Genomic DNA, 24,206 nt, shown 5'->3' with positions numbered 1-24,206 from the left:
TTTCTCAAGCACTAGCCGATATTTCAAGGTGGACGAACTACATCGCAGGGGTGAGCCAACTCTCTACACAATCAGAAGTTCTTTGCGGACAGTTACAGATTTCCTCTGCGCATCCGGACAAACGTAGCAGGGACTGTTTTATTCGCAACAACTGGCGCAGAAGTCGGGCAGGATTGAAGTTCAGGATGGAAGAAATGACCAACAGAATGGAAGAACATTCGACTGCTGCCCATGCCAGCGGCATGATGGCTCATGGAAACCACAATCGCCACGCCGGACATTCCGTCGCCATGTTTCGCGACAAGTTCTGGCTGAGTTTCGCTCTCACTATTCCTGTGATCTTCTGGTCGGACGATATTCAGCGCTGGTTTGGTTACAGAGCACCTTCCTTTCCGGGCTCGAAGTTTATTCCCCCTGTTCTCGGAACAATTGTTTTTATTTATGGCGGGATGGTCTTCCTCCGCGGTGCCGGAAACGAGCTTGTCGAACGCAAGCCCGGCATGATGACGCTCATCAGCCTGGCGATTATCGTTGCGTTTGGAACCTCTCTCGCCGCAACATTCGGCATTTTCACCATCGAAGTCTGGTGGGAACTGGCATCTCTGATCACGATCATGGTTCTCGGGCATTGGCTGGAGATGAAGGCCATCTCTCAGGCTCGTGGCGCGCTCAATGCACTTGCAGCTCTACTCCCTAATACCGCCGAACGAGTCGCCGGAACGGAAACGCAGACTGTTCCCCTGTCCGAATTGCGCCTGGATGATATTGTTCTGGTCCGGCCCGGAGCGCGCGTTCCAGCGGATGGCGTCGTCGTCGAAGGCTCGGCCGATGTAGACGAATCCATGATTACCGGTGAATCCCGACCCATCCTGAAAGATTCAGGCAGCAAGGTAATTGCCGGAACAGTTGCCAGTGGCGGCAGCCTTCGAGTCCGCATCACTGCAATCGGGGAGCAGACAGCCCTCTCCGGCATCATGCGGCTCGTTGCCGCGGCACAGGCTTCCGGATCTCGCGCACAAGCTCTCGCGGACCGTGCAGCCGCGATCCTCTTCTACGTGGCGGTAGCATCGGGCGCACTCACGTTCGCTTATTGGTGGCTTTCAGGAGACCGGGAGCATGCTCTGATCCGAACAGCCACTGTGCTCATCATCGCCTGTCCGCATGCATTGGGTCTGGCGATTCCGCTGGTGATCGCGATCTCGACCTCGATCGGGGCACAGAATGGTCTTCTCGTAAAAGACAGGCTTGCACTCGAACGCGCACGTGGGTTGGACATGGTGATCTTTGATAAGACAGGAACACTGACTCGCGGGTCACCTGCTTTGTCTGCGATTGCGACCGCACCAGGCACCCATGAGAACGAACTGCTGACTCTCGCCGCTGCCGTTGAAGTCAACTCCGAACACCCGCTTGCGAAAGCAATTATGACCGAAGCCAAGCATCGAAGCCTGGCCACATTACCGGCTTCCGATTTCGAGGCACTTCCCGGCCGAGGAGCGCAGGCAAGCGTCAACGGCAGGATGGTCCGGATTGGAGGACCGCATCTGCTGACGAATAGCAGTGTCACGACGCCGGCGGAAATTGAGAGGTCAGCGAGCGCCTGGGCGTCTGAGGGCAAGACCGCTCTCTATGTCGTCGTCGATGGCCAACTGCTTGGCGCATTCTCGGTGGAAGATGAGATCCGGCCCGAATCGCTTGAGGCGGTCACAGAGCTTCATCGGCTCGGCATACGTGTAGCCATGATCACTGGGGACTCGAAGGCAGTGGCCGATTCGGTCGCTCGGCGCATTGGTATCGATGAAGTTGCCGCTGAGGTCCTTCCCGCTGACAAAGCATCCGCGGTAAAGCGCTTTCAGGCGGGCGGGAAGCAGGTGGCAATGGTGGGTGACGGCGTAAATGACGCACCAGCGTTGGCAACTGCCGATGTTGGAATCGCGATCGGCGCAGGCACCGATGTCGCAATTGAGTCGGCCGGAATCGTGCTCGTTCGCAGCGATCCCCGCGATGTTGTGAGTGCTATCGAACTGTCGCGTGCAACCTATCGCAAGATGGTCCAAAATCTGATTTGGGCAACCGCCTACAATCTCGTCGCCATCCCGGTTGCCGGCGGTCTTTTTGTTAGATGGGGACTGGATCTCCCTATGAGCGTGGGCGCGATTGCGATGAGCCTGTCTACCATTATCGTCGCTGCAAACGCGCAGTTGCTCCGGCGTCTGAAACTGCAGCGAGCAGTTCTCTGAGGCTGCTTTCGAAAAGGAACGCCTTTGCTAACGGCGCCCAGAAGCAGCGACAGAGTTCGTAGGGTCTGCACCTGACCATGTGACATCCGCAGTAGGGCCATAAGTAGACGGAACAGCGCGGCCGAGCAAGCGCAACATGACGGTGAGCTGCGTGCGATGGTGGGCAGTATGCAGCACGCGGCGCCAGAATATCCAGATGCGCTGGCGTTCGACATCAAAGAATGGAACAGCTTCCATCCACCATGGCTCCTGCTGCCGGGCAAGGAAGTCAAGCCGGCTGAGAACGAGATCGATGAAACACTGACGAGCGGTTTCGACGGTAAGGGTCGGGGGTAGAACCTTGTCAGGAGCGGGCTCGGGCGTACGGAGAAACTCACCGAAGAAACGCCGCTCGGAGAGAAGCTGATGGCGGAGGATCTCACCGACACTGCTCGAGCGAGCGTGAGGTCTGAAGTTGAGGTCAGCGTCTGTCAACTCTTTCCACACGGACGCAACTTTGTTCGATTCGCTGACATAGGTATCGAGAAGGTGCTGGAAGATGGGGTTGCTTGTGCGCGGAATTGCGGTGTCAGGGATAGCGGTCCAGTCATAGTGCATGACGACTCCTTGCGAAAGACACATCAGCAAAGAACGGCTAAATAACTAGCTCAGAGGGCAGCGAGGCATTGATCCACACTATTGATCCACACTATCGATCCTCACTATTGATTCGTACTAGTGATCCATGCTATTCGCCAGGAGAACAGTGAACGAAGTCCGACATTGCATCAGGCGCTTCCGGCAATGCCGTGTCCCTGAAAGATTCTCGGAGGCAGGCCCTTAGATAACGCGGAAGCTGTGATTCATCGATAGAGCCAGGGTCGAAGAAATTATTGATGGCGAACCCATCCATGATGGCAGCAACGGCCAACTTATGACACGCGTTCTGATGATTCAATTCCGGAACACACGCTTCAATTTCAGGAATCGAGCAGTGGCGCTGCATGGCGGCATATAGCGTTGCAAGCCGCTTCCGTTTCTGCGGATGCCGGATCGCGTACATCTTAAACTCCAGTTCAAGCAGCCTTCTCTGGCGATCGCTGTTCAACTCTCCCAGGTAGGTAATCACGGCCTCCACTCGTTCCTCCAAGGTAGGGAGCTTTTGCAGCAGGCGGCGAAGGCTCGTTATATTGCGATCCAGTTCTTCTTCAAAGATGGTGAAGAAAAGATCCTCCTTATCTTTAAAGTTCGCATAAAAAGCACCGCGCGTCTTACCGGCCTTGGCGGCAATATCTTCGAGGCGCGCATGCTGGTAGCCGTCCCGTGCGAAGATGGCACGGGCTGCCCGGATTAGATGCTGACGCGTGATCCAGGCGCGCTGCTGCTTGTGAGCATCCGCTTTGGCTCGCGTCGCCGCCAATCGCCGCTTCCTCACGTTTTTGGAAGTTCTTGACACATCACGAGTTGGGAGGGAGGGCGCAATCAATACGTCTCGCGAGATACCGCCTTCCTTATCTTTTGAATCAGTCATTCTCGCCACCGCATCTCAAGCACAAGAACATACATGAATGTATATTCATAGTATACCCGGAACAGTTCAGCATAGAGAACGGAAAAGCGGAGAGATTCAATGAGAGAACTGGACATTAGCCAGCCGGCAGGGACAGCCCTGAATGGCGCAAAACGCGCGAGTGCACTGTTGGTAGTAACCGTCATTTCAGCCATGGCAATTTCCGGCTGCGCGCGAAAGGCCCCCGCAACGGCAACGAATGGTCCCATGCCAGTGAGCGTGATAACCGTGCAGCAATCCGACGTTCCCCTGACCGGCGAATGGGTGGGCACGCTGGATGGGAATGTGAACGCACAGATTCAGCCGCAAGTAAGTGGCTACCTGATCCGTCAGAATTATCGCGAAGGTTCGACCGTCTCCAAAGGCCAGGTTTTGTTCGAGATCGATCCGCGTCCTTTTCAGGCTGCGCTCGATCAGGCACAGGGACAGCTTGGTCAGGCGAAGGCACAGTTAGGCTTGGCGCAGATAAACGTGAAGCGCGATACGCCACTGGCCGAAGCACACGCAATCGCAAGAAGCCAGCTGGACACCGAGACACAGCAGATGATTCAAGCGGAGGCTTCCGTGAAGGCGGCCGAGGCCGCAGTGGCTTACGCGAAGCTTAATCTCGGATTTACGCAGGTTCGGTCGCTGGTCGACGGCGTTGCTGGACAGGCGACAACCCAGGTCGGCAATCTCGTGAGTCCGCAATCGGTACTGACTTCCGTTTCCCAGCTGAACCCTATCCGGGTCTACTTCTCGATCAGCGACAGCGAATATCTCGCATTGACAGAACAATCTCGCAAGGGCCATGGAAGCCTGCTCAGCAACACCGCGAAGATTCCCCTCACGTTGACCTTGGCGGATGGCGAAACGTATCCCCGCAAGGGCACCATCGCATTTGTCGACCGACAGATGAACTCGCAGACAGGTGCTATCCGCATCGCCGGCGTGTTCCCAAATCCCGGCAATATTCTGCGCCCCGGACAGTTCGGGCGCGTCAAGGCCGAGACGGAAGTCCGTCGCGATGTTGTGCTGGTGCCGCAGATCGCTGTACAGGAGCTGCAGGGGCAGGAGCAGGTATACACGGTAAGCGCCGATCACAAGGTGCACGTGGTTGACGTGCAGCTGGGGCAGCAATTCGGCAATGACTGGATTGTGAACAGCGGGCTGGCAAGCGGAACCACTGTGATTCTCGACAATCTGCAAAAGCTCCGCGAAGGTGTACCGGTAAATCCGCATCCGGCGGCTACCACAGCGAATCCTAACCAGTCTGCGGGGAAATAATCGATGTCGAAATTTTTTATCCGACGGCCTATCGTTGCCATCGTTATCGCGATCCTGACCGTCATCCTCGGCACGGTTTCCATGCTCACGCTGCCGATTTCGCAATACCCCAACATCGTCCCGCCGGAAATCATGGTGCAGGCGATGTATGCGGGAGCCGACGCCAAGACGTTGGTGCAGTCAGTTTCGACGCCAATCGAGCAGCAGATGAACGGCGTCGACAACATGGCCTATATGTATTCGGTCAATGCCAACAACGGGCAGGCGGCCATTTATGTAGATTTCGATGTCAAGACGAACGCGGACACCGATCAGATCCTCTCGCAACTGCGCGTGTCGCAGGCGCAAGGGCAACTTCCGGCAGAGGTAACAACCGCCGGCGTAACGGTGCTGAAGTCGCTCGCATCTCCACTCATGCTCATCGGGCTCTCTTCGCCGAGTGGCAAATATGGTGCGGACTTCCTGACAAATTACGCGATTATCAATCTGCAGGATGAGATTGCCCGTGTAAAGGGTGTCTCCCGTGTGCAGGTCTTCGGCGGTCAATATGCAATGCGCGTGTGGGTGCAGCCAGAAAAGCTGGCAAATCTCAGCGTAACCGTACCAGAGATCATCAATGCGCTGCAGACGCAAAACACCGTTAACCCAGCCGGGCAGATCGGCGGCGAGCCGGTTCCGCAGGGGCAGAAGTTCACCTATACGGTGCGTACGCAGGGCCGCCTCACCACGCCGGAAGAGTTTGGCAACATCGTCCTCCGCGCCAATCCCGATGGCTCCATCCTGCACCTCAGGGATGTAGCGCGCGTCGAGCTTGGCACGCAGGTTTACAACGTATCGGCTCGATATAACAATGGGCCCGTTGGCATGATGGCCGTCTATCAGTTGCCGGGCTCGAATGCCGTCGACACAGCCAAGGCCGTGAACCAGCGAATGAAGGAGCTAGCGCTCCAGTTTCCTTCGGGAATCAACTACAGTGTTCCGCTCGATACCACGACTGCAGTGACGGCCGGTATTCATGAAATTGTCGTCACTCTGTTTCTCTCTCTGGGCCTTGTCGTCCTGGTGGTCTTCATATTCCTGCAGGGGTGGCGCGCAACGCTGATTCCCCTAGTAGCGGTGCCCGTCTCGCTGATCGGCACGTTCATCGTCTTTCCGCTGCTGGGATTCTCGATCAACACACTCTCTCTCTTCGGCCTGGTACTTGCCATTGGTCTTGTTGTCGATGACGCGATCATCGTAGTGGAGGCCGTCGAGCACCTGATCGACCAAGGTTTGACGCCGCGCGAGGCAACAATCAAGGCAATGGAGCAGGTCTCCGGACCAGTCATAGCCATCGCTCTGATTCTTGCGGCCGTCTTTATTCCCACCGCAGCAATTCCGGGCATTACCGGACGCTTGTACCAGCAGTTTGCAATTACCATCGCCATCTCCGTCATCATTTCCGCCTTCAATGCGCTGACGCTCAGCCCGGCTCTCGCTGCGCTGTTGTTGAAGCCTAAAGAGGAAGAACACAAGGGGCGCTTTTTCCAGTGGTTCGATAAGATCCTCGGACGCACCACGGACCGCTACGTCTCGACCTCTAGCGTGCTGGTGCACAAATCCGGAGTGACTATGCTTCTCCTGGCCGGGATCGCGGTGATTGCCGTGTTTGCCGGTGCGAAGCTGCCAACAGGCTTTATTCCCCAGGAAGATCAGGGATATATCTTCATGGCCCTGCAGCTTCCAGATGCCTCCTCTCTGCAGCGCACCGATGCAGCGTCGCAGCATATCGCCGATGCATTGTTGAAGACGCCTGGCGTAAAGGGCGTGGTCGCTGTCAACGGATTCAACCTGCTATCGCAGACCCAAAGCACGAATACAGCCTTCTTCTTTGTACCGCTGAAGCCATGGGACGTCCGCAAAAGCAAGCAGGAACAAGTGGATGCAATTCAGGCAAATATCCAACAGCAGCTTGGACGGCTGAGTGAGGGTATCGCCTTCGCATTTCCGCCACCAGCGATTCCCGGTGTCGGAACTTCAGGCGGTGTGACGTTCATCCTGCAGGACCGTTCCGGCAACGAAAGCAATTCGGAGCTGACCAAAAACCTCGGCGCCTACCTGGCGGCGCTCTCCAAGCGGCCGGAGATCGCGGTCGCAATCCCCACCTATCTGCCCGCAGTCCCACAGATTTATGCGAGTGTGGATAGAGAAAAGGCGATGCAGCAACAGGTCAGCCTCAACGATATCTATGCCACGATGGGGACGTTCATGGGAGGGTATCTCGTGAACTACTTCAATCGCTTTGGCCGGCAATGGCAGACGTATGTTGAGGCGGAAGGAAGCTCCCGCACTCAGATCGAGAACATCAACCAGTTCTATGTACGAAGCGCCAACGGAAGCCAGGTGCCGCTGGCATCGCTGGTGAACGTAAAGCAGATCGCCGGTCCTGAGTTCATCATGCGCTTCAATGAATACGCCTCGAGCCAGATCAACGTTACCGCCGCGCCGGGATACAGCTCTGGCCAGGTAAGGGCGGCGCTCGAAGAGGTCTTTCACCAGACGATGCCGGCTACCATGGGCTTCGACTATCAGGGCATGTCGTTCCAGGAAGCAAAAGCGGCTAAGGGAGTCCCAACGTGGGCAGTCTTCGGACTCTCCATCCTCTTCGTCTTCCTGATCCTCGCCGCTCAGTACGAGAGCTGGACGCTGCCATTCAGCGTGTTGCTCAGCACGCCAGTCGCAATCCTCGGCGCATATCTTGCGCTTCATATGCGCGCCTATGAAAACGACGTCTTCGCGACGATTGGTCTGATCATGCTGATTGGGTTATCCGCGAAGAATGCGATCCTGATCGTCGAGTTCGCCAAGGCCAATTACGAGAGCGGTCAAAGCATCGCGGAAGCTGCCTTGAACGCTGCCCGGCTGAGGTTCCGCCCCATCATCATGACGGCCCTGGCATTTGTTTTTGGTTGTCTGCCACTCTGGACAGCCACTGGTTCCGGCGCTGTTTCACGACGCATCCTCGGCACGGTGGTGATCGGTGGAATGACTCTCTCCACGCTGATCGGCATCCTGATGATCCCTGTAACCTTCGCTGTTGTCGAATACATCTCGCATCGTTTCGTCGGCGATGGCAAGTCAACAACGATGGACTCAAAGCATCCCGCGAAGCACGCTGAAAAGGACGAAGATCAACCTTCGAACCAGAGCGCGGCTCCAGCAACCGCGCAATCGCTGACCGAAGGAGACCAGGCATGAGAAATTCACTGAAGAGACTCAAACGCAGCAACACGCTGGCCCTGTCCACCTTGGCCCTGGTCGCATCGCTTGTCGGCTGCACCGTCGGGCCAAAGTACTCAAGGCCAAATTACCCGACGCCCCCCTCCTTTCGCGAGCCCGACGATGCCGCGGTCAAGAGCGAGGCGCAGAACGCGCTCGGTGACGAGCGCTGGTCCGAAGTCTTCAAAGACCCGGAACTCCAGGCACTGATTCGCACGGCGCTGGAGAATAACTACGATGTACGCATGGCTGCAGATCGTGTGCTCGAACAGGAAGCACAGGTTCAGATCACTCGCTCCCAGTCGTTTCCGCAGATCTCGGCCGGAGGCAGCGGAATTGGAGCCGACCTGCCTTCGTCCCTAAGCAAGCAGATCTCCAGCCCCATCGCCAGTGGAAGCTTCAGTCTTTCCGGCTCATGGACACCCGACTTCTGGGGTTTGTATCGCAGGCAGAACGAAGCAGCACGAGCCCAGTTGCTCGGCCAGGTCTGGGCGCAGCGAGCAGTACGCATGACACTGGTGCAAAATGTGGCAACTGCCTATCTCCAGCTTCGTGCTCTCGACCAGGAACTGCAGATCACGCGGCAAACGCTGGCCGTCCGGCAGGATTCGGTCAAGCTGACCAAGACCCTCGAAAGCGGAGGGTCGGCACCCCTCTCCGATGTGCGGCAGGCGGAACAGCTTCTTTACACTGCATCGTCCGAGATTCCGCAACTGGAGCAGCAGATTCAGCAGCAGGAAAACGCCATCAATCTTTTGTTAGGTGGCAACCCCGGGCCAGTGAAGCGCAACATGGACTACACCTTCACGCCACCGCCACAGAATCTGCCCGTGGGCCTGCCTTCGCAGCTATTGGAACGGCGGCCTGATATTCAGGAGGCCGAACAGACGCTCATCTCTGCAAATGCGAGAATCGGCGTTGCCAGGGCCCAGTTCTTCCCTCAGCTCTCCATCAGCGGATCGGCTGGCTTCGGCGGTGACGAGTTCTCGAATCTGTTCGACCCATCCGGCAAGCTTATCTATGGCATCGGATCGATCGCGCAACCCCTCTTCGAAGGCGGCAAGCTTCGCGGACAGCTCAAACTCTCCGAAGCAACAAAGAAAGAGATGGTCGTGAACTACCAGAAGACCATAGCCGGAGCCTTTCGCGATGTCTCGAATTCGTTGATTGCGCTCAACAAGCAACGCGCATCCCGCGAACAGCAACAGCAGCTTGTGGAAGCTGCCCAGGACGCAGTCCGTCTCGCAAGGATTCGCTACCAGGGCGGATCGACAAGCTACCTTGAAGTGCTTACGACCGACTCCAACCTCTTCTCCGCGCAACTCAATCTGGTGAACGCACAGCAGGGAGAGGCTTTGGCCCTCGTCCAACTCTACAGCGCTCTGGGCGGTGGCTGGAACTGAGCCACCACCCAGAAATAGATCCTGGGTTGCGACAAGATTCAGGTCGTTCCGATCGTCTTCTCGCAACCCATTAGTATGGGTAGATCGTCTACTTCTTTGCCTGGTGGACGAACGCCAGGATCAAAATAAAAAACAATATGCAATCTGCAGCAGCGGCTCCTCCCCCGTGCCACTCTGTCGCTAGCCGTTGCTCTGCTCCATTTTGCGTTCTGCTTCGAGGCACGCTAGATCTCGGCCAATCGTGGCAACCGCAAGGACCTTACCGCCAAGCTGATACTCGATCGCACAGCTTCGCTCTGCAAGAGATCCGTCGATGTGGATGCTATCCCACCGCTCAGCATGACCCGTGTAATTTATCGTGACATCATAGTGCTGACTCCAAAAAAACGGGACAGCATCAAAGGGCACTTTCTGGCCAAGCATGTTTCTTGCAGCAACCTGCCCCTGGCGTTCTGCGACAACCCAATGCTCCACCCTGATCGAGCGCCCGGTATGCGGATCCGGCCAGCAGGCAATGTCGCCAGCCGCGAAGATTCCCTGGCAACTCGTCTCCAGGTATTGATCCACTAACACACCATGGTCAAGATTCAGGCCAGCGAGTTCCGCGAGTGTTAAGGACGGTCGGACACCAGCTCCAACTACGATAAAGTCAGCGGCGATGGATGTTCCATCGCTCAGAACTGCGCCTGTAGAATTCACGCTGGCAACAGTTCGCTGCAGGTGGAATACGACGCCATGAGACTCATGCAACGTGCGAATGAACTCGCCTACTTCCCTTCCCAGAACCTTCGCCAGAGGCTGCTCCTCCGGCGCAACAACATGCACCTCAATGTTCCGCGCACGTAACTATGCCGCTACTTCGAGGCCGATGAAACTTGCGCCGATAACGATAACCATGCGAGCAGCCGAAGCCTTCTCCGCGATCAACTTGCTGTCGTCAAACGACCGTAGATAGTAGACCTGAGAATCGGATGCTCCGGAAAGCGGCAAATGTACTGGATCGGCTCCAGTCGCCAACAGAAGCGAATCATATTGGAATGATTTTCCGGACTCGCTTACGACCTCTTTCATCTCCGGCTTAATGGCCGTGACACGCGTCCCTAGCATCAGGTTGATCTTCAAAGAGGAATAGAAGTCAGCAGGCTTCAAGGGAATCCACTCGGGAGGCGCGGTTCCAGCCAGATAGTCTTTCGAGAGATTGGCCTGTCACACGGCACGACATCATCAGAACTGAGCATCGTCAGCTCTCCCTGGTATCCCTCCCGGCGAAGCATCTCTGCAGCAGAGAAGGCTGCTGCACCGCCTCCGATGATGACGACGGATTTTGGTGCGCCAGCAGGAGCTTTCAACTCCTCCACGGGCCGCGATATCTTTTGGCGCACGTACACCATGTCTTGGACAATCTCGGTCGCCCAGCAATCAATGCTGTCAAACGCTGGAGCTCGAAGTGCCTCCCCCGTTCGCAAGCTGAAGCATGCATGGTGCAACGGGCACCGGAGCGTGTCATCGACCACAAGCCCGTCCGCTAACGAGCCGTGATAGTGAGTACAGAATGCCCCAACTGCAAACACCTCGCTTCCATGCCGCACGAGGAGTACATCGTTGTCCTCGACCTTACCGGCAACGGGTCGCCCGTCCAGAAGGTCCTTTAAAGGAAAACCTGATCTAAAGTCTGGCATAGTGCACGCTCGCTTATAGGATGTGGATTGCCGTATACAGAGATACAGCCACGCCGCGAATAACTCTGGCATCTCACTGTATAGATAGAGAGAGAACAACTTCACCAATGTCTTCCGGCTCGGGCCATTTGGCGAAATCCGCCTCGGTGGGCCAGAAATCATCGAGCGGCTCAACTATAAACCGAGTTGCCCTCTCCTTCGAAGTCTCGCCAATCCCGGGATGCCGTGAGCCACACAAACCCTACAAGTCCCGCTTCCTCAGTTGGCACCCGACGGTTTCGGCAGGTTGAAAGGAACCAGGCTGCCGACAGCATGTTTTTGCCGCTCCAGCCACTTGCGAGTCTGTGCCTCAACTACGGCTTCGTCTCGACTGTGAAGCATGATGTGGGCAAGCTCATGGGCGATCACGTGGTCGGGAGCAGCCTCGGGAAGATCAGGATGCAGCAGCGTCGTGCCCCGAAGAAAGGTTGTGCCGGCATCAATGTCGGTCGAGCTATAAATAGTACTCACCGGTAACACCTGGCCCGAATGTTGCAGATAGAGTTTCCAGGCATTGTCGTCACATAGGATGAACCACGACCACTTCTTCGGATGGGGGAACTGCGGGGCTATGGTTCGCCAAACGGCGACCTGATCTTGGCACACCTTAGAGATGGGTTGTCCGGGTTTTGTGAACGTCGACGAAACGGTCATGGTGTTTTGAGCAATCGCCACAGCACCCAAAACAAATAGCGCAAGGGGACAGAGTTGAAGGATTTTCACGATGTTTTAATAGTTGTCGACAGGGGCCGCCGACAACTTTAGTCAGTGCCAGAGCGCAAAGGTCCCGGAATGCGAGGCTATCTTCTGTGAAGCATGCATGGCAGAAATGCGGGGAGGGTACGCGATGGCGCGTTATTTATGGTGGGTTCAGGAAGGTCGCTCGGAATTCCGATTCTTTCAGTTATTGTGGGGAAAAGGTTATAGCAAGCCGAAACATAGATTTATTCTGCATCCGTTCGCTCAAGGCGCATTCACCACGCGCGCGGCGACGACCGTGGTTGAGCTCGGAGCCCCCGCAATCACTTGAGTTCGGATCAGTGCCTCAAAAAACACTGGTTTGTCCGGTGGGCGCGAAAAGCCCAGCGCCTTGAGCAGGTCGCGGCGGCGATTCTCAGCTCCCAGATACAGCAGCGTACTTTCCGTCCCTTCCTGTTGGCACCCCTGAAGGATGAGGACGTACCCCTTCCCCGTCCGGCCCGGAAGAAATGCGATGTCGGCATAATCATCGCCAGACGTCCCTGTCTGCTTCAAACATTTAAATGAGGATTGTTCCCCTGGCCTGGGTGACTTATTCTTCCAAATGTATCCGCCGCTCGTATCCTCCTCTTCTTCGAAGTTTGTCCGGTCCAGATACTCTGAAACCCAGGGATTCGAAGTGGGACTACCGAGAAAGATAAAATTACCGAAATCAAGATCACGCGGGCGCAGATCGCGGGCAGAGCGAACCGATACTTGGCGGTGCGACCCCGCCATCAGGGACGAAAGCCCGGCAGCGATCACCGCATCTGCGGAGGAAGTCAGGCTCGAGAGGCCAATGTAGCCGAGCAGACTCTGGTCCGGGCCTGATGAAGTAGCCGTTCCCGCCTCCTTCGTCAGGTACTCCTGTAGCGTCCGATGCTTCTGCTGGATCAGATTCATCATCCCGTAATTCACATCGGCAGTCACAATGGCGGTTGGCTCGTCTGAACTTACAAAAAATGAGAGCGGCCAAGGCGTGTGCGTGGGTGGCGCGGACGTTTGAAGCAGAAACGACAGATAGGCGATCACAGCGAGCAGGAGCGCGATCGTACCCAGCAGGCTTGGAATGATAAAGCGGGACCTCGGCCTCACCTCAGCAACTGTCGCTGGCGATTCCGCTGGCGGCGCGTCGGCTAAGGACGGAGCCACCGTCCGGACTCCCTCCCTAAAGATAGGTACAAACCCACCCTTAGGAATCTCCAGCAGGATCGATTCTTCGCGGCCGGCTACGTCGAAGTATTCGTGGAGTTTGAGCCGGAGCTGACGTACATGAACTCGAACTGTGCTGTCTTCGGTAGGACTGTAATCGGGTCGCTTGCCAAAGACAGCCTGTCCAATATGCGTCTCGGACAGATCTTCCGGGTGATTGGTAATGGCGCGCTCGACAAGATAACGAAGCAGATCGCGATATCGGGCCGAACGTCGAAATGGCTCCGTCGCGACAATCCTCTCCACGAGTTGCCAGCGCGCGTCCGCGAGAAGCCCCTGATCCGTTAGCTCCCGCGCACTCACCATCTAAAACCGACCTCTCGTAATGGGAACGATACCATACCCCGGTGAAAAATCTCACTCTGCAGCCCGCGCTGAAGTGTAGCACGTCTCCGTTGGCACCCGTAACTCGTTGAAAATAATAGCTCCATGAGGAAATTACATGGATTTATCCGGGATTTATCCGGTTCATCCCTTTTCATGAATATCGCATGAAAGCTTTTATTGGCAAGCACACCAACCTCGCAGTTTCCTATGCACCAAAAAGGAGGGCAGCATAAATGGCTTTGGAAGCTACACCTCACAGCATCAACGTACCCGGGGGACGACCGATTTTCCAGCGTTCAGCCAGATTCAGTTCAAGGATCCCAAAATGGTCACGACTCCTCTTGCTCCTTTTGAGTGTCATACTCCTCACCCGCGGAGCCCTGGCGCAGATCAACCTCGGTGGCATCACGGGAAGCGTCTCTGACCTGACCGGAGCCGTAGTTTCCGGGGTGAGCGTTACCGCAAGAAACGTCGCCACCGGGGTCACCTTCAATGGCGTGAGCAATGACACCGGAACATACCGAATCTCCGACCTGCCGATTGGCGTGTATTCGGTGAGGTTCTCGAAGAGCGGCTTCAAGACTGTCGAGCAGACTGGTGTCGAGCTCCGCATTGGCCAGGTTGCCGAGTTGAATGAAACACTCGGGATCGGCAATGCCTCCGAGACGGTCGTGGTTTCTGATGCATTGCCGATCATGGAAAGTGAGCGCTCTGTCATTAATTTTAATGTCGATGCAGACGCCCTCGTAAATCTGCCGCTCTCGGTTAATGGGGGCCGCGACATTACGTCGTTTGCATACTCGCTGGCTCCAACAACGACCGGCGGTAACTACGCAGGTCACATTGCCGGCTCGCAGGATATGACCAAGAATGTCATCGTGGATGGCACAGACGCCTCCGCAGGCCTGGAAGGATTCGTCCAGGTGGTCGGCATGGAAGCCGTCAAGCAGTTCGAGGTGCAGACCAGTGGCATCACCGCCGAAGCCGCCCGCACCGGCGGAGGCGACCTAATCATGGAACTCAAGTCGGGCACCAACACCATTCATGGCAGTGCCTACGGGTTCCTGGCAAACGAGGCTTTGGACGCCAACACCTGGAGCAATAAATACTTCCTGTCCAAGTGCGCCCCCGGAGACGCTACCTGCGCGCACAAATACAAGCGTCCATTGGACCGCTTCCATGACCAAGGCTATAGCTTAGGCGGCCCCATCTGGAAAAACCATACCTTCATCTTCGGAGACTGGGAAAATTATTTTCAGTCACAGCTCGTTTACCAGCAGAACGGTACCACCGTTCCCACGACGGCCTTCCTAAATGGCGACTTCTCCGCCCTGCTGAGCACGCCGCTGTCAGTCATCAATCCCTGTACGGGGCAGCCTTATGTGAAGGGCCAGATCTTCGATCCATACACTGCCCGGGTCATTAACGGTACAACCTGCTATTCGCCTTTCGCAGGGAACGTCATCCCTTCAGCGAACATTAGCCAGATATCCGCGAAGGTAGCCAACATATACAAGCAGTACTACCAGCCAACCAACAGCAGCCTGCTCAACAACTATCCTGCATTCTCAGGCATTCCGTCGCTCACCAACCAGCACCTCGATCTGAAGTTCGATCACCAGATCACGGAGACCGAGCGACTGACATCGTCCTACAATTGGTGGTCGTTGCCGCGGATTAACGGAACCAACCCCTGGCAGACGGGCTCCGCCGATGGCGGTCCGCTAGGTCAGGGGCAGAAGCAACGGCAGGTGAACCGTGCACTTCGCGTGCAACTCACCTCCACGCTTTCCCCGTCGCTTCTCAACTTCGCATCGGTAGCCTACAACGAAAATATGGCGGCCGACCAGCCAGACCACTCCGTCGATGCGGCTTCCCTCGGCTTCAGCCAGACCCTCGGCATCAAGAACATGCCGGTCATCAATTTTAGGGATCAATCGCTTGGTTACGGAGAACCGTCTATCGGATCCCGCTTTGCGGACGGCTACGTCTTCTCGGCCATGATCTTCAACGATGCCGTTACTTGGACGCACGGACTACACACCTTCAAGTTCGGTGGCGACTTCATTGCAAAGATCGTCAATAGCCGCACGACTGGGGGCCAGCAGACATACAACTTCTCCAACCAGACTATGGGGCCGCTCGACCCGAAGGCGCAGCCGTTCGTCGGCTTCGCATTTGCCAACTTTCTTCTGGGCAACGTACAGAGCGCCAGTAATTCGGCAGAGTTCCTGCTCCACGGCCGCCGCAAGTTGTTCTCGCTTTATGCGCAGGACGACTGGCGTCTTCGTCCTAACTTAACGCTCAACCTGGGCCTCCGTTATGAATTCAACGGGCGTTTTCATGAGAAGAACGGCCATTGGATGAACTTCGACATTACCGCGCATAACCCGAACTGGGGCAACATTCCTGGCGCCTACCAGTTCGCTGAGAGCGGCAGCGCCAGCTTCGAGAAGAACCAGAGCTATCTGCAACTCGGACCACATATCGGTGGCGTGTATCAGCCATACAAGAAACTGGTGATTCGTGCAGCCTACGGACTCTTCTATGTGCCGCTCGGAATTAATGAATTCACCGGCGTTCCGCTGTCGGGCAGCGGCGGCGCGGTTGGCTATATCGCCACCAACAACGTCCTGAACCCTTCCCAGAATGCTATTGCCTTCAACTGGGATGGCGGTTATCCCGGCCAGCCAGTGTATAAGCCGCGTACTAGCACTCTCACCGATGTTTCCGGCGGCGCAGTGTATGTTTCGCCGGATCAGTTGAAGCTCGGCTATACCCAGAACTGGAATGTCGGCTTCCAATATGCTATTTCAAACAATGCCGTGTTCTCGGTGAACTACATTGAGAACGCAGGAAAACGGCTGCACGACCCCAGCCTTGTTGGCCTCGATTACCCGACGCTTAACACCTATCTACCGCTGCTGCAGAGTGGCCACGTAAACGATAAGGTCACTGACGCGGCCAGCGCTGCTGCCGCAGGCGTGCCGTATCCGTATGCGGGATTCTCGGGCTATGCATATCAGGCCATCAACCCGTTTCCGCAACTGGCCTCAGCGGGACAATTACCGCGCTTCGTTGGGACTCCCGGAGGAAGCAGCCACTACCGCGCCCTCATCGCTGAAATCGAAACCAACCACTGGCACAACATTACCACCGACTTCAACTACACATTGTCGCGAGCAGAAGGCAACGTGAGCGACGGCGGAGCCTACCAGGACGGTCCCGGGCCTGCTTATTCGCAGAACCCCTATGACGCCGCGCAGCGTGTGCACGACGTACTCGACTACAACATGACTCACGTGCTGAAGGGCTACCTCAACTATGATCTGCCGTTCGGGCGTGGACAGCGCTTCCTTTCCAACTCGCGCGCCCTCGACTACGTCGTCGGCGGAGTCACTATCGGTTCGAAGTTCTCCTACAACACCGGGACGCCGTTCGCTGCAATCGTGTCGCGCAACTCGTATCCCGGGTGGATCCGCGTTTTCGCCAACCGTGATCCGAACGTGAGTACCGGACGCAAGTTCAAGACGCTGAACCTGTCGAACCTTTCGGACCCAAGCGGACTCTACTTCAATCCTACGATGTTCAGCGATCCACCATATGGCTCGTTCGGCAATCAGCCGGCGCGCTACACGGCTCTCACAAATTGGGGTTATGCCGGCGAAGACATGAGCATCATGAAATCGTTCGGCTTCCTCGGAAAACAAGAGCACCGCATCCATGGATCACTTCGCTTCGATGTGTTCAATGTCTTCAATCGTCACCACTGGGGCGGCCCGAACACGAGCATCAGCAGTCCGCTTTTCGGGCACGTAACAGGCGTCTCCGGCCGTCGTACTGGACAGTTGGGAGTGCGCTTTGAGTTCTGATATCCCAGCCCACTTGAAGGAGATGCGCTCTGCAAAGAGCCCATCTCCTGTTCCCCACAGCGCAGGAGTAGAGAGGCGATATCTCGCCGCTCTTCTCCTGCTGCTGTGTTTTCCTTCCAATCTTCCTGGACAGTCAACTCTTCCTGAACCTGGCCTTCGCGGGAATCGTTCCGCAGCCCGGCCAGCGGCCGCTTCCATCCAAACGCAGCCATCGTCCGAGCAGGCAGGAGCCGCGCTCGCCGTGCAGAAACTCGAAGCGCAAATCGCGCAGAAGGGACCCTCGGCCGATTTATATTCCACGCTTGGAGTTGCGCTCTACCAGAATCATCAGTTCGACCGCTCGCTCGATATGTTTTCGGCGATCCTAAAGTTTCGCCAGCCGAATGCCGACGAGCTTCGTTTTATCGCGTTGGACTATGTTGCATTGAAGGACCTGGCATCAGCCGAAAAATGGCTGCGTGCCTCGTTGCAACTTCAGCCCACGGATTGGCGGACCTGGCGATACCTGGGTGGTGTCCAATATAGCCAGGACCGGGCAGCGGACGCGGTGGCAGCCTTTGAAGCATGTCTGAAACTCGCTCCGCACAATGCCTTGGCGGAAGACGGTTTGGCCCGGTCGCTGGAGGGCGAGGGAAAGTTCACCGACGCTTCACGCCACTACCAGCGTGCGATCGAGTTCAACCTGCAGGAGGCCAAGCCTTCCTCTCTGCCTTCGCTGCATTATGGCGAATTTCTTTTTCGACAGCATGACCTCAGCAATGCTCTGAGACAGCTGCAGCAGTCAGAGCGGCTTGCACCCGATGATGCGGAGACTCACGAATTCCTGAGCCGGGTGTATCAGCAGACCGGCGATAAGAATCAGGCATTCTCAGAAATGCGCACGGCATCCTCGCTGCGACCGGAAAATCCACGCCTGCATTTTCTGCTGGCTCAACTCTACAAAGAAGCGGGGAACCGCGATAAAGCAAACGAGGAGATTAATCGATATGTATCACTTTCTCGCCAGCATAAAGATGACTGGGATCGCTAGCAGGTTGCGGGCGATGAATTCCTTGCTTTTATTGGTGACTTTGATTTTGTTGAGTGGGCTTTGTGCACGGCCGCGGTACGCAGACGCTCAGGATTCGGCAGCAGTCGCAAACCATGTCGAGCGCCTGTCTGTCCACACCGACCGCATCTTGGTCCCTTCTTTCCAGGGATTTGGCGTGCAACTGGATCCGTATCAATATCCACCAACAGAAAAGCAATGGGAACAGATCAGGGCGCGGCTGGACATACTGCATCCTGCGTTTCTTCGAGTGATGTTTAGCGCGAACATCTACTGCCGCCGGCTGGATGCCGGAGGCTGCGGCGATTATGTGTGGCGAGGCGATGCTAACCAGGTGCCGGAGGAATTTGGACAACTTCTGCGGATCCTCGATTACGCGGAGTCGAGAAAGACCCCCGTCATGCTGGGCGAATGGTCATGGCCTCACCTCCCTCACGATGAGGCGGTAGCTGCCATCAATGGACCGGGTGATGCACGCTGGGCAGAGATCATTGCGCCGCTCTTGGTGTATTTGACGCGGGAGAAGCATTACACCGTGCTGCGCTTCTACAACTACATGAACGAGCCCAATGGCGGCTGGATGTGGCCGGGCGGAGGAGCGGGTGTGGATTACCAGGCATGGAAGAAAGGCTTCATCCATGCACGTCAGGTATTCGATCGGGAAGGACTGCATGCGATTGCGATGGTCGGTCCTGATAATTCCGGTGACTGGAACTGGTTGGACGAGACAGCACGGGACGCCGCTTCCTATGTAGGTGGATGGGAGATGCATTGGTATGCCACGGATGACGAAGTTACGCGTGGCAGCGTTTTCAATCTGCTCCTCAACAAACGGCAGACGCTCCTCAAGATCGACCCCAATGCGGGATCCAAGCCGCTCTTCCTCGGTGAGTCTGGTCTGATCACGGGTCGAATCAACGGCGATCAGCAGCCACGCGTGCGGACATATCTATATGGAGTTCTGATGGCGGACTATGCCGCCCAGGTAGCACAGGCTGGATGGATGGGAGCATCCGCATGGGATCTGGATGATGCTATGCATACGGTCAAAGATCATCCCGCCGTCCCGGACAGCCTGACGCTGAAGACCTGGGGATTCTGGAATACCAAAGCCAGTGCGATGGGTACACCGGAAGACGACCGCGTGCGGCCATGGTTTCGGTCGTGGGCTTTGCTTGCACATTTGTTCCCGCCAGAAGCTCAGATTCTGCAGGTCAGCGATCCAACGGATACCGCCGGAATAAGAGCCGTGGCAGCCAGGAGCGTGAGCGACGCAAAAACGACATGGAGCATCATGCTGGTAAATGATCACGCTCTCGAGGCCAGCACCATTCTTGAGCTTCCCACAATGCCGCGCTCTCCCCGCTGGAGACTCTACAAATATGTTCCCGACAATCAGAAGACAAACTACGAAAACCTGGAAGACTCCGAAGCGCTGAATGCCCGCTCCGGCCAGATCGCGTTGCGTCTTCCTCCGCACAGCGTTGAATTTCTCACGACCGAGGATCACGTCCACTAGGTACGGATGCGCTTATTCCGTCGTGTTCGTAAATGGCAAACGATTTCATCAGAAAGGTAGATTGCATGTACGGAAACAATGAAGGCCGTAACTCCGCAGGATACTCGTGCGTCAAGTTTCTCTTCGTAACAGCGTGTGTACTTATGTCGATGCTGTTTCTTTGCTCGCGCAGCTATGCTGCGTTGCAACTTCCCAAAAGTCTATCGGACCATATCCTCTTCCAGCAGGAAGAGCCGATTGTGGTCTGGGGCAAAGCATCTCCCGGCTCTACCATAACCGCCGAAATTTCTTATGAAGACTCCGGAGCGACGGTAAACAAAGGCAGTGCCGTCGCAGACGCAGATGGAAAATGGGCAATTTCTCTTAGACCTCTCAAGGCGTCTTTTAAGAAATATTCCATCAAAATCAGCGGCGATGGAACGCCCTTGCTCATTCATGACGTGTTAGTGGGAGAGCTCTGGTTTTCTAGCGGGCAGTCCAATATGGAACTGCGCTTGCGCTATATTGTGGGCGGCCAAGATTTGATGGCTTCTGCTACGCGGGATAGCATCCGCATTTTCTATCAGGACACTGTGGATGAGGCATGGCGAAATGGCGTTCCTCAATCTCCGGTGGACGACACTGTGAATGGCAGGTGGGTTCCGGCCAACAGTGGCGCAAACGTCGCCAACTGTTCCGGGATTGCTTACACCTTTGCGTTGGCTCTTTACGAAGCGCTGAATAAAAACGGCAAGGAAGTTCCCGTAGGTGTGATGAACAGTGCCCTTGGCTCGACGGGAGTGGAGAGTTGGATGAGCCGGGCCGCGGCTGAAAGTGATCCGTTAATCAAAGCCAAACTCCCAGTGGACTGGAATGTGGGCCACTGGGGGCCCTATCACCAGCCGTGGGACCAGGCTACTGCATTGTTCAATGTAAAAGTTGCTCCACTTACGCGCCATGCAGTGCGCGGTTTCCTCTGGGGGCAGGGCGAGAACAATGCCGCGTGGGGCGAGGTTGGGGCGGAGTTCTACAAGAAGGCTTTGACAGCTTTGATTGCTGACTGGCGTCATCAGTGGGGAGGGCAACCGCGTGCGTTTATTCTGACCCAACTGGGCGCTTATGATGATGGCGGAAAGATCCCGCTGAACAACCTGGAATCGTGGGCTTATATGCGTGAGGCCCAGTTCGAGGTTGCGCAAACCGTTCCGCAGACCGCGGCGATTCCTGTTCACGATCTGCCATTGACCTGGAATGTCGGCGATTTCGGTTACAAATCACCAATCCATCCGCTCGACAAGAAGCCGGTCGGCGAGCGCATGGCTTTGGCAGCGCGCGGCATTGCCTATAAAGAGCCCATTGAATACAAGGGACCAATTTTTGACCGAATGGAGATCCACGGTGGAAAGGCAGTTCTCCATTTCCAGCATGCACAAGGGTTGAAGGTCGAAGGCGATGGCCGATTGTCAGGGTTCGCCATCTGCGGCACAGACCGGCGCTTTGTGGAAGCAGAGGCACGCATTGTCAATAACAGTGTTGAGGTGAGCAATCCGCAGGTGAAATCTCCTGTGGCCGTCACTTATGCCTTCACTGACATGAATCATTGCGCCAATCTATCCAATGATGCCAATCTGGCCGCCTATCCCTTCCGTACGGACAAAGTGCAATCGGCTTTCCTTAAAGGCTGTACAGCCGCGGAAGCGGAGGCAGCAATAGAACGCCAATCCCAAAGTGAGAATGCCAAAGGGATGGGCAGCAAATAGTAAGACTTTGACATGTAACTTCGAATAAATAGGAGAGCAGCCTCGAACGGGCTGACGCTGGATGTTTATGAAAATGCTGTGGCCGAAAAGGCCACAGCATTCACAAGGAAAATGGGAGAAGAGATGCCTGTAAAGGAAAGACTGACGCGGCGGGAATTTGTCCAAATGGGCGGTGCTGCCGCTCTTGTTCTCGCGGCTCCTTCGGGGGCAGACGCGCTAATGAGCAAAGAGACTAGCAACGCAGAAGGACGCCAGTCGCCCAATGCACGGAGCGTTTGGGACCTGGGTACGTTGAAATGGCAAGTATGCGGCTTTGCCCCTTTTCTGTGGGGTGTAGACAAGTGCACGGATATCCATCAGGCCCCGGATGCTGAAGTTGGTCCGATCGACGCCCCGGTACCCGGATCCGTACAGAAGGCGCTGCTCAATGCCGGAATCATTCCGGACTGGAACGTCGGTCTGAACGCTCGCGAGGTGGAGTGGGTTGAGAATCGCGATTGGATCTATCAGACACAGCTTCCAGATGAGTGGCTTCGGGAAGGAACCAGGTTGCGGCTACGCTGCGGCGGGCTCGACTATGCAGGCAGTATCTTACTAAACGGGGCATCGGTTCTCGATTTCGAAGGCAGCTTCACGCCGTACGAGGTTGATCTAAAGCCTCATCTAAAGCCATCGGGCAATCTGCTGCAAATCTGGTTTCAGCAATCGCCCCGCTGGCTCGGTCAGTTCGGACACACATCGCGGATGAAAGAAGAAAAGCCGCGCTTCAACTACTCCTGGGACTGGACAAGTCGCCTCGTGCAGATCGGAATCTGGGATTCAGTCACTCTTGAAGTCGTGCGGGAAGCGGAAATTGGCAAGATTCGATGCATCCCGCGACTTTCACTCGATTCAATAACTGGCAACCTTCAATTCTCTGCTACCACGACGGGTGGCAAGCTTCTTGAAGTGGCCCTCAAGGATGGCAACCGGGTACTCCGCAAGCAAACAGTTGCTGTTGGCGAGGGAGCTGCCGAGCTCTCATGGGATCACTTGCCTGTGGAACTCTGGTGGCCCAATGGACTCGGCAAGCAGACTCTCTACGATCTCCACATCCGTCTTCTCGACGAGCAGAATCAGTTGATAGATTCCAGAATGCTGCGAGTTGGCTTCCGGCATATCGAGTGGAAACGCACCCGGGGTGCAGCGGAAAACGCCCATCCCTATCTTTGCGTCGTGAATGGCAAGGAGTTGTTCCTCTTCGGAGTGAACTGGACGCCGATTCTTCCCAACTTTGCCGACGTGCAACGCGAGGACTACACCAAAAGAATCGCAGTGTATCGAGATATCGGCGTGAATGTGCTGCGCGTATGGGGGGGCGGATTTCCTGAACGCCAATGGCTCTTTGATCTGTGCGACGAAAATGGCTTTCTTGTCTGGCAGGAATTTCCTCTCTCCAGCTCCGGCCTGGACAACTACCCGCCTGCGGATGAAACCTCCATCCGGAGACTCTCAGAGGTGGCGGAGTCGTATATTCAGCGCCTGCAGCACCACACATCGCTGGCTCTGTGGTGCGGCGGCAACGAGCTGCAGGATGACCTTGCGGGTCACGTCAGCAGCGATCCAACGCTTACCATCGAGCACCATCCTCTGATCGAACGGCTCAGAGAAATCGTCCAGCAGCACGATCCTGGCCGCTACTTCGTCCCCACCAGTCCCTTTGGCCCCATCGGCAGCTTCACTCGACAGACGTGCGGCGAGAATAAGCACGAAGATGTCCATGGTCCCTGGACCTTTGATGGCCCTGTCGACGGAGCCTGGCGCGATCTGTGGCAGCACGATGACGCCATGTTCCATTCCGAAATGGGTGCACCTTCGGCCAGCCCTGCGGCCATGATTCGCCGCTTCCGGGGGAACCTGCCGGCGGTGCCCGGAACGCACAGCAATCCGCTCTGGAACCGCCAGCCATGGTGGATCGAGTGGCCGAAATTCGCGTTGGAGAAAGGGAGAGAGCCAGCGTCTCTTGAAGAATTCGTGACTTGGAGCCAGAAGCGGCAGGCCGATGCGCTCACGCTCGCCGTCTCCGCCATGAAGTCGCGTTTCCCTGCATGCGGCGGAGTGATTCTCTGGATGGGGCACGACTGTTTCCCCTGCACTGCCAACACGTCCATTGTTGACTTTGACGGGGAGCCAAAACCTGCTGCTATGGCCCTCAAAAATGTGATTCGAAAAGCATGAAACGGATTGTAGAATCCCGCTTTCTGGGTGCAGCACGGCCGCTGGTTCGTGCTGCCCTGGATCGCTGACGGTTTACGCTCAGCACTGGGGCCCGCCACGG

14 protein-coding genes and 1 pseudogene are annotated in these 24,206 nt (G+C 56.2%); 9 read left to right on the top strand and 6 right to left on the bottom strand.

The features are described from left to right. Positions 1-194: 194 nt before the first annotated feature. Positions 195-2,240, top strand: coding sequence for a heavy metal translocating P-type ATPase (locus VM554_02520; GenBank protein HVJ07232.1), 2,046 nt, complete (start codon positions 195-197; stop codon positions 2,238-2,240). Between the two features lie 27 nt (positions 2,241-2,267). Here VM554_02520 and VM554_02515 read toward each other — a convergent pair whose 3' ends face one another. Both VM554_02515 and VM554_02510 read right to left on the bottom strand, forming a co-directional pair. Further along, positions 2,268-2,837, bottom strand: a complete 570-nt coding sequence (locus tag VM554_02515) for a DinB family protein (GenBank protein HVJ07231.1) — start codon at positions 2,835-2,837, stop codon at positions 2,268-2,270. A 130-nt stretch (positions 2,838-2,967) separates the two neighbouring features. Further along, positions 2,968-3,639, bottom strand: coding sequence for a TetR family transcriptional regulator (locus tag VM554_02510; protein ID HVJ07230.1), 672 nt, complete (start codon positions 3,637-3,639; stop codon positions 2,968-2,970). A gap of 210 nt (positions 3,640-3,849) precedes the next feature. On the opposite strand from VM554_02510, the gene VM554_02505 reads away from it, so the two are divergent. From VM554_02505 to VM554_02495, 3 genes are read left to right on the top strand one after another with little or no spacing between them, the layout of a single operon-like run. Then, positions 3,850-5,055: an efflux RND transporter periplasmic adaptor subunit gene (locus tag VM554_02505; GenBank protein HVJ07229.1), complete on the top strand. Its 1,206-nt coding sequence runs from the start codon at positions 3,850-3,852 to the stop codon at positions 5,053-5,055. Between the two features lie 3 nt (positions 5,056-5,058). Continuing rightward, on the top strand, positions 5,059-8,292 hold the full coding sequence (locus VM554_02500; protein HVJ07228.1) for a multidrug efflux RND transporter permease subunit: 3,234 nt from the start codon (positions 5,059-5,061) through the stop codon (positions 8,290-8,292). Further along, positions 8,289-9,716, top strand: coding sequence for an efflux transporter outer membrane subunit (locus VM554_02495; GenBank protein HVJ07227.1), 1,428 nt, complete (start codon positions 8,289-8,291; stop codon positions 9,714-9,716). Before VM554_02500 ends, VM554_02495 begins: the two co-directional genes overlap by 4 nt. Positions 9,717-9,896: 180 nt before the next feature. Here the strand turns inward: VM554_02495 and VM554_02490 are convergent, their stop codons facing one another. The 4 genes and pseudogenes from VM554_02490 to VM554_02475 form a co-directional block, all read right to left on the bottom strand. Further along, positions 9,897-10,139, bottom strand: coding sequence for an oxidoreductase C-terminal domain-containing protein (locus VM554_02490; GenBank protein ID HVJ07226.1), 243 nt, complete (start codon positions 10,137-10,139; stop codon positions 9,897-9,899). Positions 10,140-10,169: 30 nt separating this feature from the next. Next, positions 10,170-10,838, bottom strand: a pseudogene (locus VM554_02485) (NAD(P)/FAD-dependent oxidoreductase). 815 nt (positions 10,839-11,653) lie between these two features. Further along, positions 11,654-11,905: an ImmA/IrrE family metallo-endopeptidase gene (locus VM554_02480; protein ID HVJ07225.1), complete on the bottom strand. Its 252-nt coding sequence runs from the start codon at positions 11,903-11,905 to the stop codon at positions 11,654-11,656. Between the two features lie 492 nt (positions 11,906-12,397). Then, on the bottom strand, positions 12,398-13,690 hold the full coding sequence (locus VM554_02475; protein ID HVJ07224.1) for a hypothetical protein: 1,293 nt from the start codon (positions 13,688-13,690) through the stop codon (positions 12,398-12,400). Between the two features lie 371 nt (positions 13,691-14,061). Here VM554_02475 and VM554_02470 point away from each other — a divergent pair, with 371 nt between their 5' ends. The 5 genes from VM554_02470 (at position 14,062) to VM554_02450 (ending at position 24,106) form a co-directional block, all read left to right on the top strand. Further along, positions 14,062-17,583 (top strand): TonB-dependent receptor, encoded by a 3,522-nt coding sequence (locus VM554_02470; GenBank protein ID HVJ07223.1) that lies wholly within the window; start codon positions 14,062-14,064, stop codon positions 17,581-17,583. A 241-nt stretch (positions 17,584-17,824) separates the two neighbouring features. Continuing rightward, entirely contained in the window at positions 17,825-18,613 is a 789-nt protein-coding gene (locus VM554_02465; protein ID HVJ07222.1) for a tetratricopeptide repeat protein, read from the top strand. Positions 18,614-18,884: 271 nt separating this feature from the next. Beyond that, positions 18,885-20,150: a hypothetical protein gene (locus tag VM554_02460; GenBank protein HVJ07221.1), complete on the top strand. Its 1,266-nt coding sequence runs from the start codon at positions 18,885-18,887 to the stop codon at positions 20,148-20,150. 32 nt (positions 20,151-20,182) lie between these two features. After that, the gene (locus tag VM554_02455) at positions 20,183-21,889 is read left to right on the top strand and encodes a sialate O-acetylesterase (protein ID HVJ07220.1); all 1,707 of its coding nucleotides are present in this window, start codon (positions 20,183-20,185) and stop codon (positions 21,887-21,889) included. 219 nt (positions 21,890-22,108) lie between these two features. Next, entirely contained in the window at positions 22,109-24,106 is a 1,998-nt protein-coding gene (locus VM554_02450) for a glycoside hydrolase family 2 TIM barrel-domain containing protein (protein HVJ07219.1), read from the top strand. Positions 24,107-24,206: the final 100 nt, after the last annotated feature.

It is taken from the genome of Acidisarcina sp. (genome assembly GCA_035539175.1).
Classification (GTDB): domain Bacteria; phylum Acidobacteriota; class Terriglobia; order Terriglobales; family Acidobacteriaceae; genus JANXZS01.
The sequence above is the reverse complement of the archived record's forward strand: the minus strand, read 5'-3'. Positions and strand labels throughout refer to the sequence as shown.